This is a genomic window from Sphingobium cloacae (assembly GCF_002355855.1).
GTDB classification, from domain to species: domain Bacteria; phylum Pseudomonadota; class Alphaproteobacteria; order Sphingomonadales; family Sphingomonadaceae; genus Sphingobium; species Sphingobium cloacae.
Genome location: NZ_AP017655.1, coordinates 2,388,325 through 2,406,521, shown reverse-complemented (window position 1 = coordinate 2,406,521; position 18,197 = coordinate 2,388,325). Strand labels below are relative to the sequence as shown.

Below are 18,197 nucleotides of genomic sequence, written 5' to 3'. Positions count from 1 at the left end.
CGCGGGCGTCACCCCATATTCATGTCATCGCCATATTCTGGGCGGCAAAGGAGGATCGTGCAAGTGAGCGGTTTCAAGACGGTGATGCTGATGTCGGCGCTGACGGCGCTGTTCATGGCATTGGGTTACACGCTGGGCGGCAGCGGCGGCGCGGTGATCGCGCTGCTGGCGGCGGCGGGCATGAACCTGTTCACCTTCTGGAATGCGGACAGGATCGTCCTGTCCATGCATCATGCGCGGGAAGTGGATGAGGCGAGCGCGCCGGACTTCTATCGGCTGGTGCGGGAACTGGCGCAGCGGGCCGGGCTGCCGATGCCGCGCGTCTACCTGATCGACGAACCGCATCCCAATGCCTTTGCGACCGGGCGGAACCCCGAGAATGCGGCGGTGGCGGCGACCACGGGCCTGCTGTCCATGCTGACGCGCGAGGAAGTGGCGGGTGTGATGGCGCATGAACTGGGCCATGTGAAGAATCGCGATACCCTTATCATGACGATGGTGGCGACCATCGCGGGCGCGATTTCGATGCTGGCGAATTTCGGGCTGTTCTTCCGCGGCCATGGCGGCAACGGGCAGGGCAATATGCTCGCCGGGATATTGGCGGTGATCGTCGCGCCCTTCGCCGCGATGATCGTGCAGATGGCGATCAGCCGGACGCGCGAATATGGCGCGGACAAGGCGGGAGCGGAGATCAGCGGCGATCCGCGCGCGCTGGCTTCCGCGCTGGCGAAGATTTCCGGACAGGCGGAACGGATCCCCAATCCGGTGGCGGAACGCAATCCGGCGGCGGCGCAGCTTTATATCGTGCCGACGCATGTGAGCGAACTCTTCTCCACCCACCCCGCGACGGAAAAGCGGATCGCGGCGCTGCATGACATGGCGGCGCGGATGGGACCGCCTGCGGTGCGCGCCGCGCCTGCCCGCGCTTCGGCGCTGTCGCCGGTGGGCGCGCCCACGCCCACGCCCACGCGCCGCCGGTCGAGCGCGCTCGATCCGTTGCGGCGGGATTGAAGGGCGGCTTTGCGCCAGGGCGCAAAATAGCCTAGGCGCGGGGAATGGCGCGACCCTCCCGACCTGACGACATAACCGGCCTGCCCGCGCGGCGCGGGGCGCTGCGGCTGCTCGACGCCGTGCTGCGGCGGGGCGAGCCGCTGGAACGGGCGCTGCACGGCGCGGCGCAGGGACTGCCCGCGCCCGACAAGGCGCTGGTCCACGCCATCGCGGCGGAGACGCTGCGCCATCTGCCCGATCTCGACGCGCTGATCGACGGCGCGACGCGCCAGCCGCTGCCGGACGACGCCAAGGCGCGGATGGTGCTGCGGATCGCGCTGGCGCAGGTGCTGGCGCTCGGCACCGCTCCTCATGCCGCCATCGCGACGGCGCTGCCGCTGGTCGATGGCGGGCCGCGCAAGCTGGTCCATGGCGTGTTCGGCACGGTGACGCGGGCGGAGCCGGTGCTGCCCGATCCGCCGATCCTGCCGGGCGAAGTCGCGGCGCGCTGGGCGGCGCAATGGGGCGAAGAGATGCCGAAGGCGGCGGCGCGGGCCTATGGGGCGCGGCCTGCGGTCGATGTCAGCCTGCGCGATGCGGGGGATACGGACGGCTGGGCGGAGCGGCTGGGCGGGACCAGCCTCGCGCCCGGTCATGTGCGGCTGGCCGAGGGCGTCGCGATCCCGGAACTGCCCGGCTTTGGCGAGGGCGGCTGGTGGGTGCAGGACATTGCCGCTTCCTGCCCCGCGCGGCTGCTGGGGCCGGGCGAAGGGCGCGCGGTGCTGGACCTGTGCGCCGCGCCGGGGGGCAAGACGATGCAGCTGGCCGCCGCCGGGTGGCGCGTGAGCGCGGTGGACCAGTCGAAGAAGCGGCTGGAGCGGCTCAGCGAGAATCTTCAGCGGACCGGGCTGTCCGCCGCCATCGTGCAGGGCGACCTGCGGACATGGGCGCCCGACGAGCCGGCGGACGCGGTGCTGCTGGACGCGCCGTGCAGCGCGACCGGCATCTATCGCCGCCATCCCGACGTGCTGCACCGCATCGGCCCGCGCCAGATCGCGGAACTGGCGGCGTTGCAGGCCGAATTGCTGGATCGCGCCGCCCACTGGGTGAAGCCGGGCGGGACGATGATCTACGCCACCTGCTCGCTGGAGCGGGCGGAGGGGGAGGAACAGGTCGCGGCTTTCCTTGCCGGACGGCCGGATTTCGCGCCCTGCCCCGCGCTGGCGGACGAACTGCCCGCCGGGATCGCGCCGACGCGGGAGGGATGGGTCCGCACCCTGCCCGGCGCTCTGGACGCGCAGGGCGGCGCGGACGGCTTTTTCGTCGCCCGGCTGGCGCGGACGGCAACAGGAGCTTAACCCTCCGCCGCTAGACTTCGCCCATGCGCCCGATCGAGCCCCCTGCCGCTGCACCATAGCTGGCCGCTCCATGACCTGCGGGAGCATCTGGCGCCGCTGACGCTGGACCAGGGCATCCTGCGCAACGATGCGATGCTGGCGGCGCGCGGCATGGGCCTGTGGCATTGCGACCTCGCCACCGAAAAGCTGCGCTGGACCGCGGGGGTGTTCGACATTTTCGGGCTGGATCGGCGAAGCGAGGTCACGCGCGCCCATGCCGTGTCGCTCTATGCGCCGGACTCGCGGGAGGCGATGGCAAGGCTGCGCGCTATGCGATCCGTTACCGGCGGGGCTTCACGCTGGATGTCGACATCGACCGCGCGACGGGCGGGCGTTGCGCGGTCCGCCTGATCGCCGCGCCGCTGGTCGTGCAGGGCGCGGTGACCGGCCTGCACGGCGCGAAGCAGAGGCTGGCCAGGGGCGCGGCGGGGATTTCCCATGATTTTCAACCCGCTTCCCGGGCATCGCCACGGTAAAGCGCGCCGCCGCCGCAGCGGGACGAAATGATGCGTTGCCCCGGCCTTTTTCCGCCGCTAAGGCGAGGGGTCCATGACCAGCCCGATCCTCATTTCGCCCTCCATCCTCTCCGCCGACTTCGCCCGTCTGGGCGAGGAAGTCCGCGCCATCGACGAAGCGGGATGCGACTGGGTTCATATCGACGTGATGGACGGTCATTTCGTGCCCAACATCACCATCGGCCCCGCCGTGGTGAAGGCGCTGCGCCCGCATTCGCAAAAGCCGTTCGACGTGCATCTGATGATCTCTCCGGTGGACCTGTATCTGGACGCCTTCGCGCAGGCGGGCGCGGACATCATCACCGTGCATCCCGAAGCGGGGCCGCATATCCACCGCTCCGTCCAGCATATCAAGTCGCTGGGCGTGAAGGCGGGCGTCGTGCTGAACCCCGGCACCCCGGCCAAGATGCTGGATTACCTGATGGATGACGTGGACCTGATCCTGGTGATGAGCGTCAATCCGGGTTTCGGCGGGCAGAGCTTCATCGAGAACCAGCTTCGCAAGATCGAGGCCATTCGCAAGATGATCGACAAGAGCGGGCGCGACATCCGCCTGCAGGTCGATGGCGGCATCGACTTCACCACCGCGCCGCGCGCCATCGCGGCGGGCGCGGACGTGCTGGTGGCGGGCACGGCGACCTTCCGGGGCGGGCCGTCCGCCTATGCCGGCAATATCCGAAAGCTCAGGGGCGGGTGAAGGACCACAAGCGCCCATTCCCCCATTCCGATCCGGCCGGAGCCGAGGATTTCGAGGCAGAAAAGCAGGACGACGGAATCGAGCAGGGCAAGCGGCTCATCCGCCTGACGGATGACAAGGGGCTTTCGCTGGCCCAGAGGATCGCCAACCGCTTCTACCTGCTCAGTTGGAAGACGCCGCTGCACGGCCGCCGCCTCAAGGGCAAATATCCGCTGAAATTGCTGGCCGTGCCGGAGGACGAGATTCCGGGCGATCTGGCGGCGGGCCAGGCGATCCGGGCGGGCTATTTCCTGTTCCGGGGCATGAGGCAGCCCATCGATACGCTGGATTTCGCCAGGCTGGACCTGACGCCGGGCTTCACCGATCATGTCCACGGTTTCCGCTGGCTGCGCGACCTGTCGAGCGTCGCCACGCGCGAGCAGGGCGCGCCGGTCGCCGAAGGGGTGATGCGCCAATGGCTTTCCGCCCATGCCGACGTGCCGAGCGAACCGGCATGGCGGGCGGACAATGCGGGCTGGCGGCTGCTGTTCTGGACGGCCCATGCGCCGCTGATCCTGTCGTCGAGCGATCTGGTCTATCGCTCGCTGGTGCTGAACTGCATCGCGCGGACGGCGCGCCATCTGGACCAGATCGCGGACAAGACGCCGGTGGGCCTGCCGCGGCTGGTGGCGTGGGGCGCGATCGTCGCGGCCTCCATGCTGATCCCCGGCGGCGCGGCGCGCAAGATGTTCGGCGAGGCTGGGCTGAAGCGCGCCATCGACAGCGCCTTCCACGGCGATGGGGGCATCGTGTCCCGATCCCCCATCGACCAGCTGGACGGCATCATGCTGCTGTCCATGGTGGCGGCGGTCTATGAGGCGCGGCGCGAGCAGGCGCCCGCTTTCCTGCATGAAGGCATGGCGCGGGCCGTTCCGGCGCTGCTGGGGCTGACCCATGGCGACGGGGGCCTTGGCAACTGGCAGGGCGCGGGCGCGATCGCGCCCGACCGGGTGCAGGCGGTGGTGCAGGCCAGCCGGGTGCGGACCCGCCCGCTGCGGCAGGCGCGCGAATGGGGGTATCAGCGGCTGGCGGCGGGCGCGACCGTGGCGCAGATCGACGCCGCGCCGCCGCCTGTCGCGCAACTGGCGGCGGCGGGCTGCGGATCGACCGGCGCGATCGAGATCAGCGACGGTCCCCACCGCCTGATCGTCAATTGCGGCGGCGCGGCGCTGGAGGGGCAGTGGATCACCCGCGACCTGGCGCAGGGGCTGCGCACCACGGCGGCGCACAGCACGCTGATCCTGGACGACTGCAATTCGACTGCGCTGCTGCCCGACGGCACGCTGGGCAAGGGCGTGACGGAGGTGGAGCTGAACCGGCAGGAGCTGGAAAATGGCAGCCGCGTCGACCTGAGCCATGACGGCTATGTCCGGCGCATGGGCTATATCCACCGCCGCCTGCTGCTGATGAGCGGGGACGGCAAGGAAATCCGGGGCGAGGACATGCTGACCCCGGCGGAGCGGCGCAAGAAACCCGCCCGGATGCCGCTGCAACTGCGTTTCCATCTGGCTCCCGGCGTCGAGCCGACCAGCACGGCGGACGGCATGGGCGCGCTGCTGCGGATCGACATGGGGGCGCTGTGGCAGTTCCGGGCGAGCGCGGGGAAGCTCTCGGTCGAGGAAAGCCTGTGGGTGGACGCCGACGGCCGCCCTTACCCCACGCAGCAGCTCGTCGTGACGGGCGAGGCGCTGCCCGGCGGGTCAAGCATCGGGTGGTTGTTCAAGCGGGTGGGGTGAGTGCTGGTTCAATTAACGACTGGTCGTGGCACATTCCATAAACCCTCTACGCATCTTTGCTGTTTGCAAAGCCCGCTGCCCACGACATGCCGCCGAACAAACGCAATCCGGCTTGATGGCGCGTCAGGTTCAAATTCGACCCACAAACGGCCGGCTTCTTTAGGCATTGCAGCATATAGCCCGACGTAACGCTTGAACTCCGTTTCATCGATCTTAGCGCCGTTCCATTCAATGTTTCCGGAACGGGTGACTTGCACGAGATAGCCATCTCGGAAACCAGTGCCTTGATCCACTGGAATGGTCGCATCGGGTTCGCCACACGCGACGAGTATTAATATGGCCGAGGATATGAGGACGATCCGCACCGGGTTACCTTATGGTGTCGCAAGAATATCCGCCATAGATAATCTTAAAAGGCGGCTTAGCGACCATCATCGGCCGAAACCGCCCCTCCTCCACCCATACCCATCGCAAGGCTGTATTTTTGCCGCATGGGGCACTAAGGGCTGGGCGGAATCCTTCTGGCGAATCCGAAAAGCAGGGAAATCCATGACTGACGTCACCATCAAGCGCGCCCTTCTGTCCGTGTCCGACAAGGCGGGCCTTATCGAACTGGGGCGGGCGCTGGGGCAGCATGGCGTGGAGCTGGTGTCGACCGGCGGCACGGCCAAGGCGCTGCGCGAGGCGGGGCTGGAGGTGAAGGATATTTCCGACCTCACCGGCTTTCCCGAAATGATGGACGGCCGCGTCAAGACGCTGCATCCCAAGGTGCATGGCGGGCTGCTGGCGGTGCGCGGCAATGCCGAGCATGTGGCGTCGATGCAGGAGCATGACATCGGCGCGATCGACCTGGTGGTGGTGAACCTCTATCCCTTCGCCGCGACGGTGGCGCGGGGCGCGGACCGGGACGAGATCATCGAGAATATCGACATTGGCGGGCCGTCCATGGTGCGCTCCGCCGCCAAGAATCATGAGAGCGTCGCCATCGTCACCGATCCGGCCGACTATGCCCGGCTGATCGCGGAGATGGCGGAGAAGGGCGGCGCGACCAGCTATGATTTCCGGCGGATGCTGGCCGCGAAAGCCTATGCGGCGACGGCGGCTTATGATTCCATGATCGCGAGCTGGTTCGCCTTCGCCGATCAGGGGCAGTCTTTCCCCGACACGCTGGCGGTGGCGAGCAGGCTGGGCGCGACGCTGCGCTATGGCGAGAATCCGCACCAGTCGGCGGCGCTTTACCTGCCGGTCGGGCCTGCCGCGAACGGCATCGCGCAGGCGAAGCAGGTGCAGGGCAAGGAGCTGAGCTACAATAATTATAACGACGCCGACGCGGCGCTGGAGCTGGTGAGCGAGTTCCGCGACGGACCGCCGACCGTGGTGATCGTGAAGCACGCCAATCCGTGTGGCGTGGCGACGGGCGCAACGCTGATCGAAGCCTATGAGGCGGCGCTGGCCTGCGACAGCGTGTCGGCTTTCGGCGGGATCATCGCGGTCAACCGGCCGCTGGACGGCCCCACGGCGGAGGCGATCAGCGGCATCTTCACCGAAGTCGTCGCCGCGCCGGACGCGAACGAGGAAGCGAAAGCGATCTTCGCCAAGAAGAAGAATCTGCGCCTGCTGCTGACGGGCGAGCTGCCCGATCCGGCGCGCGAAGGGCTGATGATGAAGAGCATCGCGGGCGGGCTGCTGGTGCAGGGCCGCGACAATGGGCGGGTGACGCGGGACATGCTGAAGGTCGTGACGAAACGCGCGCCGACGGAGCAGGAACTGACCGACTGCCTGTTCGCCTGGACCGTGGCCAAGCATGTGAAGTCGAACGCCATCGTCTATGCGAAGGGCGGCAGCACGGCGGGCATCGGCGCGGGGCAGATGAACCGCCTCGAATCCGCGCGCATCGCCGCGTGGAAGGCGAAGGACGCGGCGGAGAAGGCCGGCTGGAGCGAAGCGCGCACCATCGGGTCGGCGGTCGCTTCGGACGCCTTCTTCCCCTTTGCCGACGGGTTGCTGGCGGCGGTCGAGGCGGGCGCGAGCGCGGTGATCCAGCCGGGCGGGTCCATCCGCGACGAGGAAGTGATCGCGGCGGCGGACGAAGCGGGGCTGGCGATGGTCTTCACCGGGATGCGCCATTTCCGGCATTGAGGATGGGCCGTATCAGACCGGCGGCGTCGCCCGCCGCCGGAACAGGGGACGCTTCGCGCCCGCATTGAGCACATGGCGGCGGAACAGCCATACGCCCATGCGGATGATGAGGCCGACCCATAGCGCCTGCCATGCGAGCGCCAGCACATGCGGCCAGATCGCGGCGTCCTGCGCCGCCCGCGCGATCATCGCGAAGGGGGACGACAAGGGGAAGACCGCCGCTGCGATCTCCGGCGCGGAGCCCATATGGTCGACGGCATAGGTGGCGAAGAAGAACACCACCATCTGCCCCATGGTGACGGGCATGTTGAGCGTCTGCACTTCCCGCACGGTCGCGGCCTGCGCCCCGATGCCGAGGAACAGCGAGCCGAGCAGGCAATAGGCCATGGCGAAATAGAGCACGCCGAGCAGCAGGAAGACCGGCCACCCGACGGCGGGCGCGGGCGGGGCGAAGCCGGGCCCGGCCAGCAGCGTCAGCGCCGCCATGGCGCAGCCGCCCCAGAAGAGGATGCCGATGAAGCTCATCGAGAGCATCGCCATCAGCTTGCCCAGGAACACCGCGTCGATGGGCACGGCGGCGGCGAGAATCTCGATCACCTTGTTGTTCTTTTCCTCCACCATGTTGGACAGGACCATGCCCGCCAGCAGCATGGTGAGGAGGAAGATCACGATCTGCGCGCCGCGCCCGGTGGCCAGCCGCGCCTGCGTCTGGCCGCTGGCGCTTCGTGCCACGGGATGCCGCTCGACATGCACTTCGGGCAGGATGGCGCGGGTCTTGGCGGCGCTGGCGATCAGGCGGACGTCGCCTTCCAGCCGGGCGATGCCGGACGGCTGGCCCGTCAATACCGGCTGGTCGACCGTCCCGGAGACGACCGCGACATAACCCGCTTCGCTGTCGGCCAGCAGGCGGGAAGGGTCGGCGGGCCATGGCGCCTGTTTGAGGGCGGAGATATGATCCGCGCCGATGCGGCGGGCGATGGCTTCCCGCGCGTCGAGCATCCGGGCGGCTTCCGCGGGCGGCATCGACAGGCCCACCGCCGGGCGCAGGCTGTCGCTGCTGATCTTCTCGCCAAGGCCGCCGAACGCCATGCCGATCAGGATCGGCAGAAGCGGCCCCAGCAGGAAGAACAGGAACGTCCGGGTCAGGATGACCGCCGAAAAATCCCGCCGCGCGATGACCATCGCGGCGCGCATCATATCCTTCATGCCGCATCCTCCCGCGCCCGGTCCTGCTCCATCTGGCGGGCGACCGCTTCCCCGGCGATGGCGACGAAGGCGTCGTGCAGGCCGGGGCGTTCGATCGACAGGCTCTCGATCCCCGCATCGCCGTCCAGCAGCGCGCGCAGCAGCGGCTCGATCCCGCCGTCGGGCAGCGCGAAATGCCACGCCCCGTCCTGCGCCAGCGTATCGGCGGGCAGGGCGGCGCGCCATGGTCCCTCGCTCGCCCGCGTCCGCAGCGTCACCTGCGGACGGAGCCGGTCGCGGGCGGTGGCGACCGATCCTTCGAAGCGGATGCGTCCGCCCGCGACGATGGCGATCCGCTCGCACAATCGTTCGGCATGGGCGATGACATGGGTGGAGAAGAGCACCGTCACGCCCGTGCGGGCCTGTTCGCGAATCAGCACCTCCAGCTTGCCCTGGTTGATGGCGTCGAGGCCGGAGAAGGGCTCGTCCAGCACGATCAGGCGCGGCTGGTGGACGATGGTGCCGAAAAGCTGGACGGTCTGGGCCATGCCCTTGGAAAGCTGGCGGATGGGCTTGTCGGCGGATGCGCCCATGCCGTGCGCCTCCAGCATGGCGCGGGCGCGTTCGCGGCCCGTCTTGAGCGGCAACCCGCGCAGCGCGCCCATGAAGGCGATGGCGTCGAACGCCTTCATCGAGGGGTAAAGGCCGCGCTCTTCCGGGAGATAGCCGATATGGTGCGACTGGCGCAGGGGTTGCGGATCGCCCAGCAGGGTGCGCCATCCTTCGTCCGGGTCGATGATGCCCAGCAGGGTGCGCAGCAGCGTGGTCTTGCCCGCGCCATTGGGGCCGAGCACACCATAGATGGACCCGGCGGGCACGGCGATGTCGACGCCGTTCACCGCGCGGAAGTCGCCGAATGACTTGACAAGCCCCTTGGCTTCGACGGCATAGGCGGGGTGCGGGGTCGATTTATCGCCGTTCATATGCCCCAGATAATGACAGCCGATGCCAGTGCAAATCGAAACCTTGGAACAGCGCCTGAAAGCGGAAGCGGCGCGGCTGGGCTTTGCCGCCTGCGCCATCGCGCGCGCCGACGCCGCGCCGCAGGCCGGGCAAAGGCTGCGCGCATGGCTGGGCGCGGGGCATCATGGCGAGATGCTTTGGATGGAGGAACGCGCGGAACAGCGCGGGTCGCCGCAGGGGCTGTGGCCCGATGTCCGCAGCGTCATCATGCTGGGGATGAGCTATGCGCCGGGACGCGATCCGCTGGCGCTGGCCGATGCGGGAGACCGGGCGCGAATCTCGGTCTATGCGCAGGGCAAGGATTATCACGATACCGTCAAGAAGGGGCTGAAGGCGCTGGCCCGATGGCTGGTGGCGCAGCAGGACGGCGCGCTCAAGGTCTTCGTCGACACCGCGCCGGTGATGGAAAAGCCGCTGGCGATGGCGGCGGGGCTGGGCTGGCAGGGGAAGCACAGCAACCTTGTCAGCCGGACCCATGGAAGCTGGCTGTTCCTGGGCGCGATCTATAGCGAGATCGCGCTGACGCCCGATGAAGGCGAGGTGGATCATTGCGGCAGTTGCACCGCCTGCCAGAGCGCCTGCCCGACCGATGCCTTTCCCGCGCCCTATGTGGTGGATGCGCGGCGATGCATCTCCTACCTCACCATCGAGCATAAGGGGCCGATCCCGGAGGAGTTCCGCGCCGCCATCGGCAACCGCGTCTATGGCTGCGACGATTGCCTGGCGGTGTGCCCGTGGAACAAGTTCGCCGACCGGGCGGCGGCCAACCGCGCCTTTGTGGGGCGGGCGGAGCTGGCGGCTCCGGCGATAGAGGATCTGCTGGCGCTGGACGATGCGGCTTTCCGGGAGATCTTCTCCGGCTCGCCGATCAAGCGGATCGGCCGCGACCGGATGGTCCGCAATGCGGCGATCGCGGCGGGGAATAGCGGCGACCCGCGCCTCATGGAGAAGCTGCGGCCCCTGGCGGTCGATCCCGATCCGGTCGTGGCCGAGGCGGCGAGATGGGCGATGGGGCGGCTTTCGATCTAGCGCCCCTGCAAGGAGGTGGCGCAACCGGCCGGGTCGACATCGGCGCCCGAAGGCGCGCGGGCGTCGACATGGGTCACGACCGGCTCCTTCCCCTGCCCCGGCGGATAGAGATAGGCGTCGAGCACGCAGCGGCCATTGGCGAATTGCAGTTTGCGCATGGTGCTTTCGCGGATGTCGAGGCGCGGCGTGCCCAGCATCTGCGTCAGGTGCCGCGCGTCCATGCCCATGAGCGGGCCGGTCTTCATGAAGGCGCTGGCGGGTGGACCGGCGGGCGGCGCGGGCTGGCGCGTCTGGGGCACCACGCCCCCCGCTCCGCAGGCGGCGAGCGGCAGCGACAGCAGGGCGACGGGGAGCAGACGGGAGGGTTTCATGCGCTTTTCCTTCTGACGCCGTGCAGCATGTGCACCGCCATAGCCGCGCTCCACACCGGCGCAAGCAGGTTGACGAAGGGCGGGATCAGAAGAAGCGCCGAAACGAGGCCCATCAGCCACCGGCTGCCGCGCGGGATCGGCGGCAGCGAAGGGTGGCGCGGTTGCACCATGTCGGCGAGATCGCGGCCGAGCAGATAGGCGTTGAGGGCCAGGAACAGGCCGATGCTGCCCACGCCCGTGATTATGAGGACCAGATAGGCTGGCAGGGCGGCGATGTTCCAGCCCAGCGTCCGGCCAAGCGAGGCGAGCGCGAAGCGCAGGCTGCGGGCCGGGCCCATGGGACGGGCTTCGCGCGCGGCCTGCGGATAGCTGTCCCGTTCCACCGCCATGACGATTTCGTCGGCGTAGAAGCCCATGACCGCCATGGCGACGGCGCGGAACAGCAGCCAGCCGAGCGGGACCATGGCGAGGGCGGTCGCGGCGGCTTCGGCCAGTCCCCCGCCGCCCCAGTCGAAATGGAGCCGGACGAGGTGGAAGACGCCCCATAGCGCCCCGCCCAGCGCCAGGAAGATCAGCAGCGTCCATGCCAGCGACTTGAGGAGCAGCCGCCGGGTCGCGGCATGGAACAGGATCGGGAAGGCGCGCAGGGCGGCGGCGATGACCATGGAGCAGCTATCCTCCGCTCCGCCCGCGCCGTCAATCAGGGCCGTTGCGCGCGGGCGGCGGCATGGGTAGAGACGGACGCACCATCATCCCTTCCTCCTCCCCTTTCAGCATAAGGATAACGCGTGACCGCTTCCGCCCCCGCGCTTGATATCGTCGCCATCGGCAACGCCATCGTCGATGTGCTTGCCCGCAGCGACGACGGCTTCCTCGCCGAACGCAGCCTCAGCAAGGGCGCGATGCAGCTCATCGACGCGGAGATGGCCGAGCGGCTCTATGCCGACATGGAGGCGGGCAGGGAGATCAGCGGCGGGTCTGCCGCCAACACGCTGGCGGGAATCGCGGCGCTGGGCAAGAGCTGCGCCTTCATCGGGCAGGTGTGCGACGATCAGCTGGGCACGGTGTTCGCCCATGACGTGCGCGCGCTCGGCATCCGGTACGACACGCCGCCGGCGAAGGGCGACGTGCCGACGGCCCGCTGCCTGATCCTGGTGACGCCCGACGGACAGCGGACGATGAACACCTTCCTCGGCGCGTCGCAGTTCCTGCCGCAGGAGGCACTGGACCTCGACCTCATCGGGTCGGCGGGCATCCTCTATCTGGAGGGTTATCTGTGGGACCCGGAACAGCCACGCAAGGCGATGCGGGCGGCCATCGACGCGGCGCGGGGCGCGGGGCGCAAGGTCGCCTTCACCCTGTCCGACACCTTCGTGATCGAGCGGCACCGGGCGGATTTCATCGACCTGATCGACGCGGGGCAGATCGACATCCTCTTCTCCAACGAGGGCGAGATCCAGTCGCTCGCGCAGATTCATGATTTCGAGAAAGCGGTCGCCGCCATCGCGCCCAAGGTGCCGGTGCTGGTGTCGACGCGCAGCGAAAAGGGCGCGATCGCGGTGGTCGACGGCATCCGTTACGAAGTCACCGCCGAGCCGGTGGCGCAAATCGTGGACACGACCGGCGCGGGCGACCTGTTCGCCGCCGGCTTCCTTGCCGCGCATATCGACGGCATGGATGTGGAGCATTGCCTGCGCCTGGGCGCGGCGGCGGCGGCGGAGGTGATCGCCCACTGGGGCGCGCGGCCGGAAGAGGATTTGAAGCTGATCCGCGCGAAGCTGTTCGGTTGAATCGGGATTCGTGCTCCTGCGAAGGCGGGAGCCCGGTAACTTTCATCTCCCTACGCCGCCTTGCGGAATAGCGCCCGGTCGTCCGGGCCGAAGCCCCAGCGCCAGATGACGAGGCCGTAGACGCCCAATATCGCCGGGATGCCGAAGACCAGTTCGACCCATTCGAGCTGGCGGGGCAGCGCGACGAAGGCGCCGCCCACGATACAGGCGATGGCGGACGCGCCCAGCAGCGGCCAGCGCCATGCGTTGACGGGCGCGCTCAGCAGGTGCGAGAGCAGCCGCGCCTTGACCAGCGCGCCGACGCCCAGCGCGATGGTGAGCGCCAGAGCGGGCGCGGCGGCGACCACCATGTCCGCCCAGCCCATCTGCCGGGCGAACAGGATCAGGATGAAGCTCAACCCGGCCTGAAGCCCGATCATGAAGAGGGAGATCATCAGGTTGCGGTGCCGGGCGATGTAGACCAGCGCGGATTCGCTTACCACGGCGGTGGCGGCGACGACTTCGGCGAGCAGCAGGAAGGCGAGCGCGCCGGTGCCGCCGACGAAATGCGGGCCGACCAGACCCATGACCGCTTCGCCCGGTATGCCGAGCGCCAGCGCGATCCCCGCCTGCGCGGCGATGATCCAGAAGCCGACCTGGCTGACCTGCCTGGCGATGGCGGAAAGATTGCCCTCCGCCAGGTTGCGGGTGATGACGGGGCCGAGGATCGGGTCGAAGCTGGTCTTGAGCTTCTGCGGCAGGGACGCGACCTGCTGCGCGACATAATAGATGCCGATCACCGCCGGGCTGACGAAGAGGCCGAGGATCGCCATGTCGAGCCTGCGCGATCCCCATTCCACGCCGTCCGCCGCCGCCAGCGGCAGGTTGCGCCGCGCCAGCCGCCACAGGCGCCCGACATCGGGCCGCCAGCCATAGGGGATGCCGTAATGGCGCGTCATGGGGATGATCGAAGCGACCAGCGCGGCGATCATCGACACCACATAGGAGAGGATGAGGCCGTCGCGGGTCGAATAGAAGGCGAAGGCGAAGGCGCCGATGCTGATCGCCCATGGCTCTATGATCGAACGCGCGCGCACCGTCGCGCCGATGTCGAAGCGATAGGCGCAGGCGGCCAGCGCCACGTCCGACCCGGCGACCGCGATCACGATCAGGGCGAGCAGCCGGTCCATGCCGTTGATGGTGCTGTTGGGGAACATGGCCTGCGGAAAGGCGATCAGCAGGCCCGCCCCCAGCACGGAGGCGGCCAGCGTCACCATCATCGCGTCGGTCACGACATGGGAATGGGGCCGCTGGGTCTGGGCCAGCGCGCCCGCGAGGCCGCGCTTCAGGCCGAGCGTCGCCAACTGCGCGATGAACTCCACCACCAGCACGGCATAGGCGAAGCGGCCCAGCGCGTCCGCGCCATACCAGCGGCCCGCGATGAACAGGAAGGGCAGGCGCGCGGCCAGGCGGAGCAGAAAGCCGAAGATGTTGATGCGCCCGCCCTTGGCGAGCGCCGCGATGTCGTCCTGCGATCCGGAAGGGGCTGCGTCGGCGGCCAAGCTGCTGTCATTCCCCTGTCGCGTCATGATTGCTGCCGGATATAAAAGATAAAATGCCGCGCGGCGAATTTATTCGGCGCGGATCGGGCGGGCGAGCAGCGCGTCGATGACTTGCGGCAGGGGCGCGGCATCCTCCAGCAGGGCGCAGACCGCTTCCACCACCGGCATTTCGACGCCCGACGCGCGCGCGGCTTCGCGCAGCACGGGGGCGGTGAACGCCCCTTCCGCCACGGTGCGCCGGTTGGCGAGCAGGGCGGCGGCGGGATGCCCTTCGCCCAGGCCCTTGCCCAGCGAGAAGTTGCGCGAGTGGGTGGAGGAACAGGTGAGCACCAGATCGCCGAGGCCCGACAACCCGCCCAGCGTCTCCGCCCGCGCCCCGCGCGCGAGGCCGAAGCGGGTCATTTCGGCGAAACCCCGGCTGATGAGCGCGGCGCGGGCGTTGAGGCCCAACCCCGCCCCTTCCGCGACGCCGCAGGCGATGGCGAGGACGTTCTTGACCGCGCCGCCGATCTCCGCGCCGATCACGTCGTCCGACAGATAGGGGCGGAAGGCCGGGCGCGCGATGCGGGCGGCGATGCGGGCGGCAAGGTCGGCATCGGCGCAGGCGAGGGTGATGGCGGTGGGCAGGCCCTTCGCCACTTCGCTGGCGAAGGTCGGGCCGGACAGGACGGCGATGGGCGATCGGGGCTGGGCCTGCTGCGCGACTTGCGACATCAGCAGGTGGGAGCCTGCCTCTATCCCCTTGGAACAGAGGATCAGCGGCACGCCCACGGGGGCCTGCGCCACGACGCTGCGCAGATGCTGGGCGGGGCAGACGACCAGCAACAGGTCGCGGTCGGCCATGTCGGCCATGGCGCCCGTCGCCTCTATGCCGGGGCTGAGAGGAATATCGGGCAGGTAGAGCGGATTGGCATGGTCGCGGTTCACCGCCTCCACGACTTCGGGTTCCAGCGCCCAGAGGCGGACCTGCTCGCCGGCGGCGGCCAGCAATTGCGCCAGCGCCGTGCCCCATGCGCCCGCGCCGATGACCCCTGCCTTCATGCTTTCACGCTCTTCATGCTTTGACTCCGGCTCCACGCGCCTTTTCCGCATCCGGATCAAGCGGCCATCGCGGCCGGGCCGGGATGGTGAGATCGTCCACCAGACCGGCCGCATAGCGCTCCGCCCCGGCCCATGCGATCATCGCCGCATTGTCGGTGCAAAGCCAGAGCGGCGGCGCGACGAAGGGCAGTCCGGCTTCCTCCGCCAGCGCCATGAGCGCGCCGCGCACCGCCTGATTGGCGGCGACCCCGCCCGCGACGACCAGCGCCGTGACGCCGGGGCTGGCGGCGAGCGCGCGGCGGGTGCGGTCGATCAGGCAGTCGACCACGGCCTGCTGGAAGCTGGCGGCGATGTCCTGCGCGCTGTGCTTGCCCGATTGGGCGGCGCGCATGACGGCGCTCTTGAGGCCCGCGAAGGAGAAATGCGGATCGTCCGTGCCAAGGAGCGGGCGCGGCAGCGGCACGGCGCGGGGGTCGCCCTTTGCCGCAGCCTTCTCCACCGCCGGGCCGCCGGGGAAGCCGAGGCCGAGCAGCTTCGCCGTCTTGTCGAAGGCTTCGCCCGCCGCATCGTCGATGGTGGTGGCGAGCCGCGCATAATCGCCGGGGCCGCGCACATGGAGAAGCTGGCAATGGCCGCCCGACACCAGCAGCAGCAGATAGGGGAATTGCAATGAGGGATCGGCGAGGCGCGGCGAGAGCGCATGGCCCTCCAGATGGTTGACCGCCACCAGCGGCTTGCCCGTCGCATGGGCGAGCGCCTTGCCGGTGACGAGGCCGACCATGACGCCGCCGATCAGGCCCGGACCCGCCGTCGCGGCGATCACGTCCACATCGTCCAGCGTCATCGCCGCGTCGGTCAGAGCAGCCTCTATCAGCGGGGCCAGCGCCTCCACATGGGCGCGCGCGGCGATTTCCGGCACGACGCCGCCATAGGGACGGTGCGCCTCCTCCTGCGTGGCGAGGCGGTGGGCGAGGACCTTCCCCTCCGCCGTCACCAGCGCCGCCGCCGTTTCGTCGCAGCTTGATTCCAGACCGAGGATGATCGTCATTGCCGCTTCCATCTAATGCGCCCGGCCATTAGAGCAAGCCGCATATGACAGGAAGAGATCGACCGTTGCGCCTCGGCACCAGAGGCTCCCCGCTGGCGCTGGCCCAGGCGCAGATGACCGCGCAGGCCCTGCGCGCCCGCTTCGGCTGGCCGATGGAGGCGATCGAGACGGTCGTCGTCCAGACCAGCGGCGACCGGATTCAGGACCGCGCGCTGGCCGAGATCGGCGGCAAGGCGCTGTGGACCAAGGAGCTGGACCGCGCGCTGGCGGAAGGGGAGATCGACTTCGCCGTCCATTCGATGAAGGATGTGGAGACGATCCGCCCCGACGCCATCCGCATCGCCGCGATGCTGCCGCGCGCGGATGTCCGCGACAAGCTGATCGGCGCGGAGCGTTTCGAGGCGCTGCCCGCCGATCCGGTGGTGGGGACCAGTTCCCCGCGCCGTGCCGCGCAGGTCCGGCGGCTGCGGCCCGATGCGCGGATCATCCTGTTCCGGGGCAATGTCGCGACGCGTTTGGGCAAGCTGGAGGCCGGGGAAGCCCATGCCACGCTGCTCGCCGCCGCCGGGCTGGACCGGCTGGGCCAGAGCGAGGTGGGCGCGCTGGTTCCGCTGGACGTGATGCTGCCCGCGCCGTCGCAGGGCGCGGTGGGGATCGAGACGCTGGGCGGCCATGCGCGGATGCTGGAACTGCTGGGCGAGATCAGCGATGCCGGCACGTTCGACTGCGTGATGGCGGAGCGGGCGGTGCTCAAGGGGCTGGGCGGCACCTGCCATTCGCCCATCGCGGCGCTGGCCGTGCTGGAGGACGGCGCGATCCGCCTGCGCGCCGAGATATTGAGCGCGGACGGGCAGGAGACGGTCGCCGACGAAGCGCGGATCGCGCGTGGCGATGCCGAAGCGGCGGAGGCTTTGGGCCGGGGACTGCTGGAACGCGCCAGCCCTGCCCTGCGCGCCCTGTTCGAGGCGTGAGGCCGCTCGTCATCCTGCGGCCCGAACCGGGCGCTGGCCGGACGGCGGCGCGGGCGGCGGAGATGGGGCTGACCGCCGCTTGCTGCCCGCTTTTCGAGGGGCGGGCGCTGGATTGGGACGCGCCTTCGCCCGGTGGCTTCGACGCCCTGCTCATCACGAGCGCGCAGACCGTGCGGCTGGCCGGGCCGCGACTGGCGCTTTATCGCGCGCTGCCCGCTTATGCCGTGGGCCGGGCGACGGCGGCGGCGATGGCGGCGGCGGGATTCGACGCGGTGATCGCGGGCGAGACGGACGGCAGCGCCATCGCCGCCCGGATCGCGGCGGACGGGCATCGAACCGTCTTTCTGCCGGGGGGCGTCGATACCGCGCCTGTCGATCCGGGCCCGCTGAGCCTGCATCGGGTCGCGGTCTATGAGATGGTCGAGACGGATGCGGGCGCGCTGGACGGCCTGATCGGGCAGGCGGCGGTGCTGATGATCCATTCCCCGCGCGCCGGGCGGCGGCTGGCGGGGCTGGTGGCGCGGGAACGGCGCGGCAGGCTGCATGTCGTCGCCATCAGCGCGGCGGCGCAGGCGGCCTGCGGCGAGGGCTGGGCCAGCGTTCAGGCTGCCGAAAGGCCCGATGACGAGAGGATGCTGGCTCTTGCCCGCCGATTATGCGAATGAACGGCTCCCAATGGAAGAAA

General features: G+C 69.3%; 18 protein-coding genes. 10 read left to right on the top strand and 8 right to left on the bottom strand.

Features of this window, described 5'->3' with window-relative positions; all coding sequences use genetic code 11:
- Positions 1-63: 63 nt before the first annotated feature.
- The 5 genes from htpX (at position 64) to SCLO_RS11990 (ending at position 5,374) form a co-directional block, all read left to right on the top strand.
- The gene (gene htpX / locus SCLO_RS12010) at positions 64-1,011 is read left to right on the top strand and encodes a zinc metalloprotease HtpX (protein WP_174521964.1); all 948 of its coding nucleotides are present in this window, start codon (positions 64-66) and stop codon (positions 1,009-1,011) included.
- Positions 1,012-1,055: 44 nt separating this feature from the next.
- The gene (locus SCLO_RS12005; protein ID WP_066517860.1) at positions 1,056-2,348 is read left to right on the top strand and encodes an RsmB/NOP family class I SAM-dependent RNA methyltransferase; all 1,293 of its coding nucleotides are present in this window, start codon (positions 1,056-1,058) and stop codon (positions 2,346-2,348) included.
- A gap of 132 nt (positions 2,349-2,480) precedes the next feature.
- Positions 2,481-2,738 carry a hypothetical protein gene (locus SCLO_RS23895; protein WP_231923222.1) on the top strand — a complete coding sequence of 86 codons (258 nt, stop codon included), beginning with the start codon at positions 2,481-2,483 and terminating at the stop codon, positions 2,736-2,738.
- A gap of 198 nt (positions 2,739-2,936) precedes the next feature.
- Positions 2,937-3,599 (top strand): ribulose-phosphate 3-epimerase, encoded by a 663-nt coding sequence (rpe, locus tag SCLO_RS11995; RefSeq protein ID WP_066517862.1) that lies wholly within the window; start codon positions 2,937-2,939, stop codon positions 3,597-3,599.
- A gap of 77 nt (positions 3,600-3,676) precedes the next feature.
- On the top strand, positions 3,677-5,374 hold the full coding sequence (locus SCLO_RS11990) for a heparinase II/III family protein (RefSeq protein ID WP_066517928.1): 1,698 nt from the start codon (positions 3,677-3,679) through the stop codon (positions 5,372-5,374).
- Positions 5,375-5,382: 8 nt separating this feature from the next.
- Here the strand turns inward: SCLO_RS11990 and SCLO_RS23890 are convergent, their stop codons facing one another.
- On the bottom strand, positions 5,383-5,739 hold the full coding sequence (locus tag SCLO_RS23890; RefSeq protein ID WP_123905490.1) for a hypothetical protein: 357 nt from the start codon (positions 5,737-5,739) through the stop codon (positions 5,383-5,385).
- A 184-nt stretch (positions 5,740-5,923) separates the two neighbouring features.
- Between SCLO_RS23890 and purH the strand changes: the two genes are divergently transcribed.
- Positions 5,924-7,513 carry a bifunctional phosphoribosylaminoimidazolecarboxamide formyltransferase/IMP cyclohydrolase gene (purH, locus tag SCLO_RS11985; protein ID WP_066517867.1) on the top strand — a complete coding sequence of 530 codons (1,590 nt, stop codon included), beginning with the start codon at positions 5,924-5,926 and terminating at the stop codon, positions 7,511-7,513.
- Between the two features lie 12 nt (positions 7,514-7,525).
- On the opposite strand, the gene SCLO_RS11980 is transcribed toward purH, so the two are convergent.
- Together SCLO_RS11980 and SCLO_RS11975 are read right to left on the bottom strand one after the other, a co-directional pair.
- On the bottom strand, positions 7,526-8,719 hold the full coding sequence (locus SCLO_RS11980; protein WP_066517869.1) for an ABC transporter permease: 1,194 nt from the start codon (positions 8,717-8,719) through the stop codon (positions 7,526-7,528).
- Positions 8,716-9,681: an ABC transporter ATP-binding protein gene (locus tag SCLO_RS11975; RefSeq protein WP_066517871.1), complete on the bottom strand. Its 966-nt coding sequence runs from the start codon at positions 9,679-9,681 to the stop codon at positions 8,716-8,718. The genes SCLO_RS11980 and SCLO_RS11975 overlap by 4 nt, the downstream gene beginning before the upstream one ends.
- A gap of 22 nt (positions 9,682-9,703) precedes the next feature.
- Here SCLO_RS11975 and queG point away from each other — a divergent pair, with 22 nt between their 5' ends.
- A complete protein-coding gene (gene queG, locus SCLO_RS11970; protein ID WP_066517873.1) occupies positions 9,704-10,750 on the top strand; it encodes a tRNA epoxyqueuosine(34) reductase QueG in 1,047 nt (348 codons plus the stop codon).
- Here queG and SCLO_RS11965 read toward each other — a convergent pair.
- Both SCLO_RS11965 and SCLO_RS11960 read right to left on the bottom strand, forming a co-directional pair.
- Positions 10,747-11,121 (bottom strand): hypothetical protein, encoded by a 375-nt coding sequence (locus SCLO_RS11965; protein ID WP_066517876.1) that lies wholly within the window; start codon positions 11,119-11,121, stop codon positions 10,747-10,749. The two genes, queG and SCLO_RS11965, sit on opposite strands and share 4 nt — an antisense overlap.
- Positions 11,118-11,786 (bottom strand): EI24 domain-containing protein, encoded by a 669-nt coding sequence (locus SCLO_RS11960; RefSeq protein ID WP_066517882.1) that lies wholly within the window; start codon positions 11,784-11,786, stop codon positions 11,118-11,120. The genes SCLO_RS11965 and SCLO_RS11960 overlap by 4 nt, the downstream gene beginning before the upstream one ends.
- Before the next feature lie 123 nt (positions 11,787-11,909).
- Here SCLO_RS11960 and SCLO_RS11955 point away from each other — a divergent pair, with 123 nt between their 5' ends.
- Complete coding sequence (locus SCLO_RS11955) at positions 11,910-12,911, top strand: adenosine kinase (protein WP_066517885.1); 1,002 nt, start codon at positions 11,910-11,912, stop codon at positions 12,909-12,911.
- A 50-nt stretch (positions 12,912-12,961) separates the two neighbouring features.
- Here SCLO_RS11955 and SCLO_RS11950 read toward each other — a convergent pair whose 3' ends face one another.
- The 3 genes from SCLO_RS11950 to tsaD are packed head-to-tail and all read right to left on the bottom strand — an operon-like array spanning position 12,962 to position 16,541.
- A complete protein-coding gene (locus tag SCLO_RS11950) occupies positions 12,962-14,479 on the bottom strand; it encodes a lipopolysaccharide biosynthesis protein (protein ID WP_066517887.1) in 1,518 nt (505 codons plus the stop codon).
- Positions 14,480-14,521: 42 nt separating this feature from the next.
- Positions 14,522-15,493, bottom strand: a complete 972-nt coding sequence (locus SCLO_RS11945) for an NAD(P)H-dependent glycerol-3-phosphate dehydrogenase (protein ID WP_066517888.1) — start codon at positions 15,491-15,493, stop codon at positions 14,522-14,524.
- A gap of 13 nt (positions 15,494-15,506) precedes the next feature.
- The gene (tsaD, locus tag SCLO_RS11940) at positions 15,507-16,541 is read right to left on the bottom strand and encodes a tRNA (adenosine(37)-N6)-threonylcarbamoyltransferase complex transferase subunit TsaD (RefSeq protein ID WP_066517890.1); all 1,035 of its coding nucleotides are present in this window, start codon (positions 16,539-16,541) and stop codon (positions 15,507-15,509) included.
- A 44-nt stretch (positions 16,542-16,585) separates the two neighbouring features.
- Here tsaD and hemC point away from each other — a divergent pair, with 44 nt between their 5' ends.
- Together hemC and SCLO_RS11930 are read left to right on the top strand one after the other, a co-directional pair.
- On the top strand, positions 16,586-17,512 hold the full coding sequence (gene hemC / locus SCLO_RS11935) for a hydroxymethylbilane synthase (protein WP_066517897.1): 927 nt from the start codon (positions 16,586-16,588) through the stop codon (positions 17,510-17,512).
- Complete coding sequence (locus tag SCLO_RS11930) at positions 17,509-18,177, top strand: uroporphyrinogen-III synthase (RefSeq protein ID WP_066517898.1); 669 nt, start codon at positions 17,509-17,511, stop codon at positions 18,175-18,177. Before hemC ends, SCLO_RS11930 begins: the two co-directional genes overlap by 4 nt.
- The last annotated feature ends 20 nt before the right edge of the window (positions 18,178-18,197 follow it).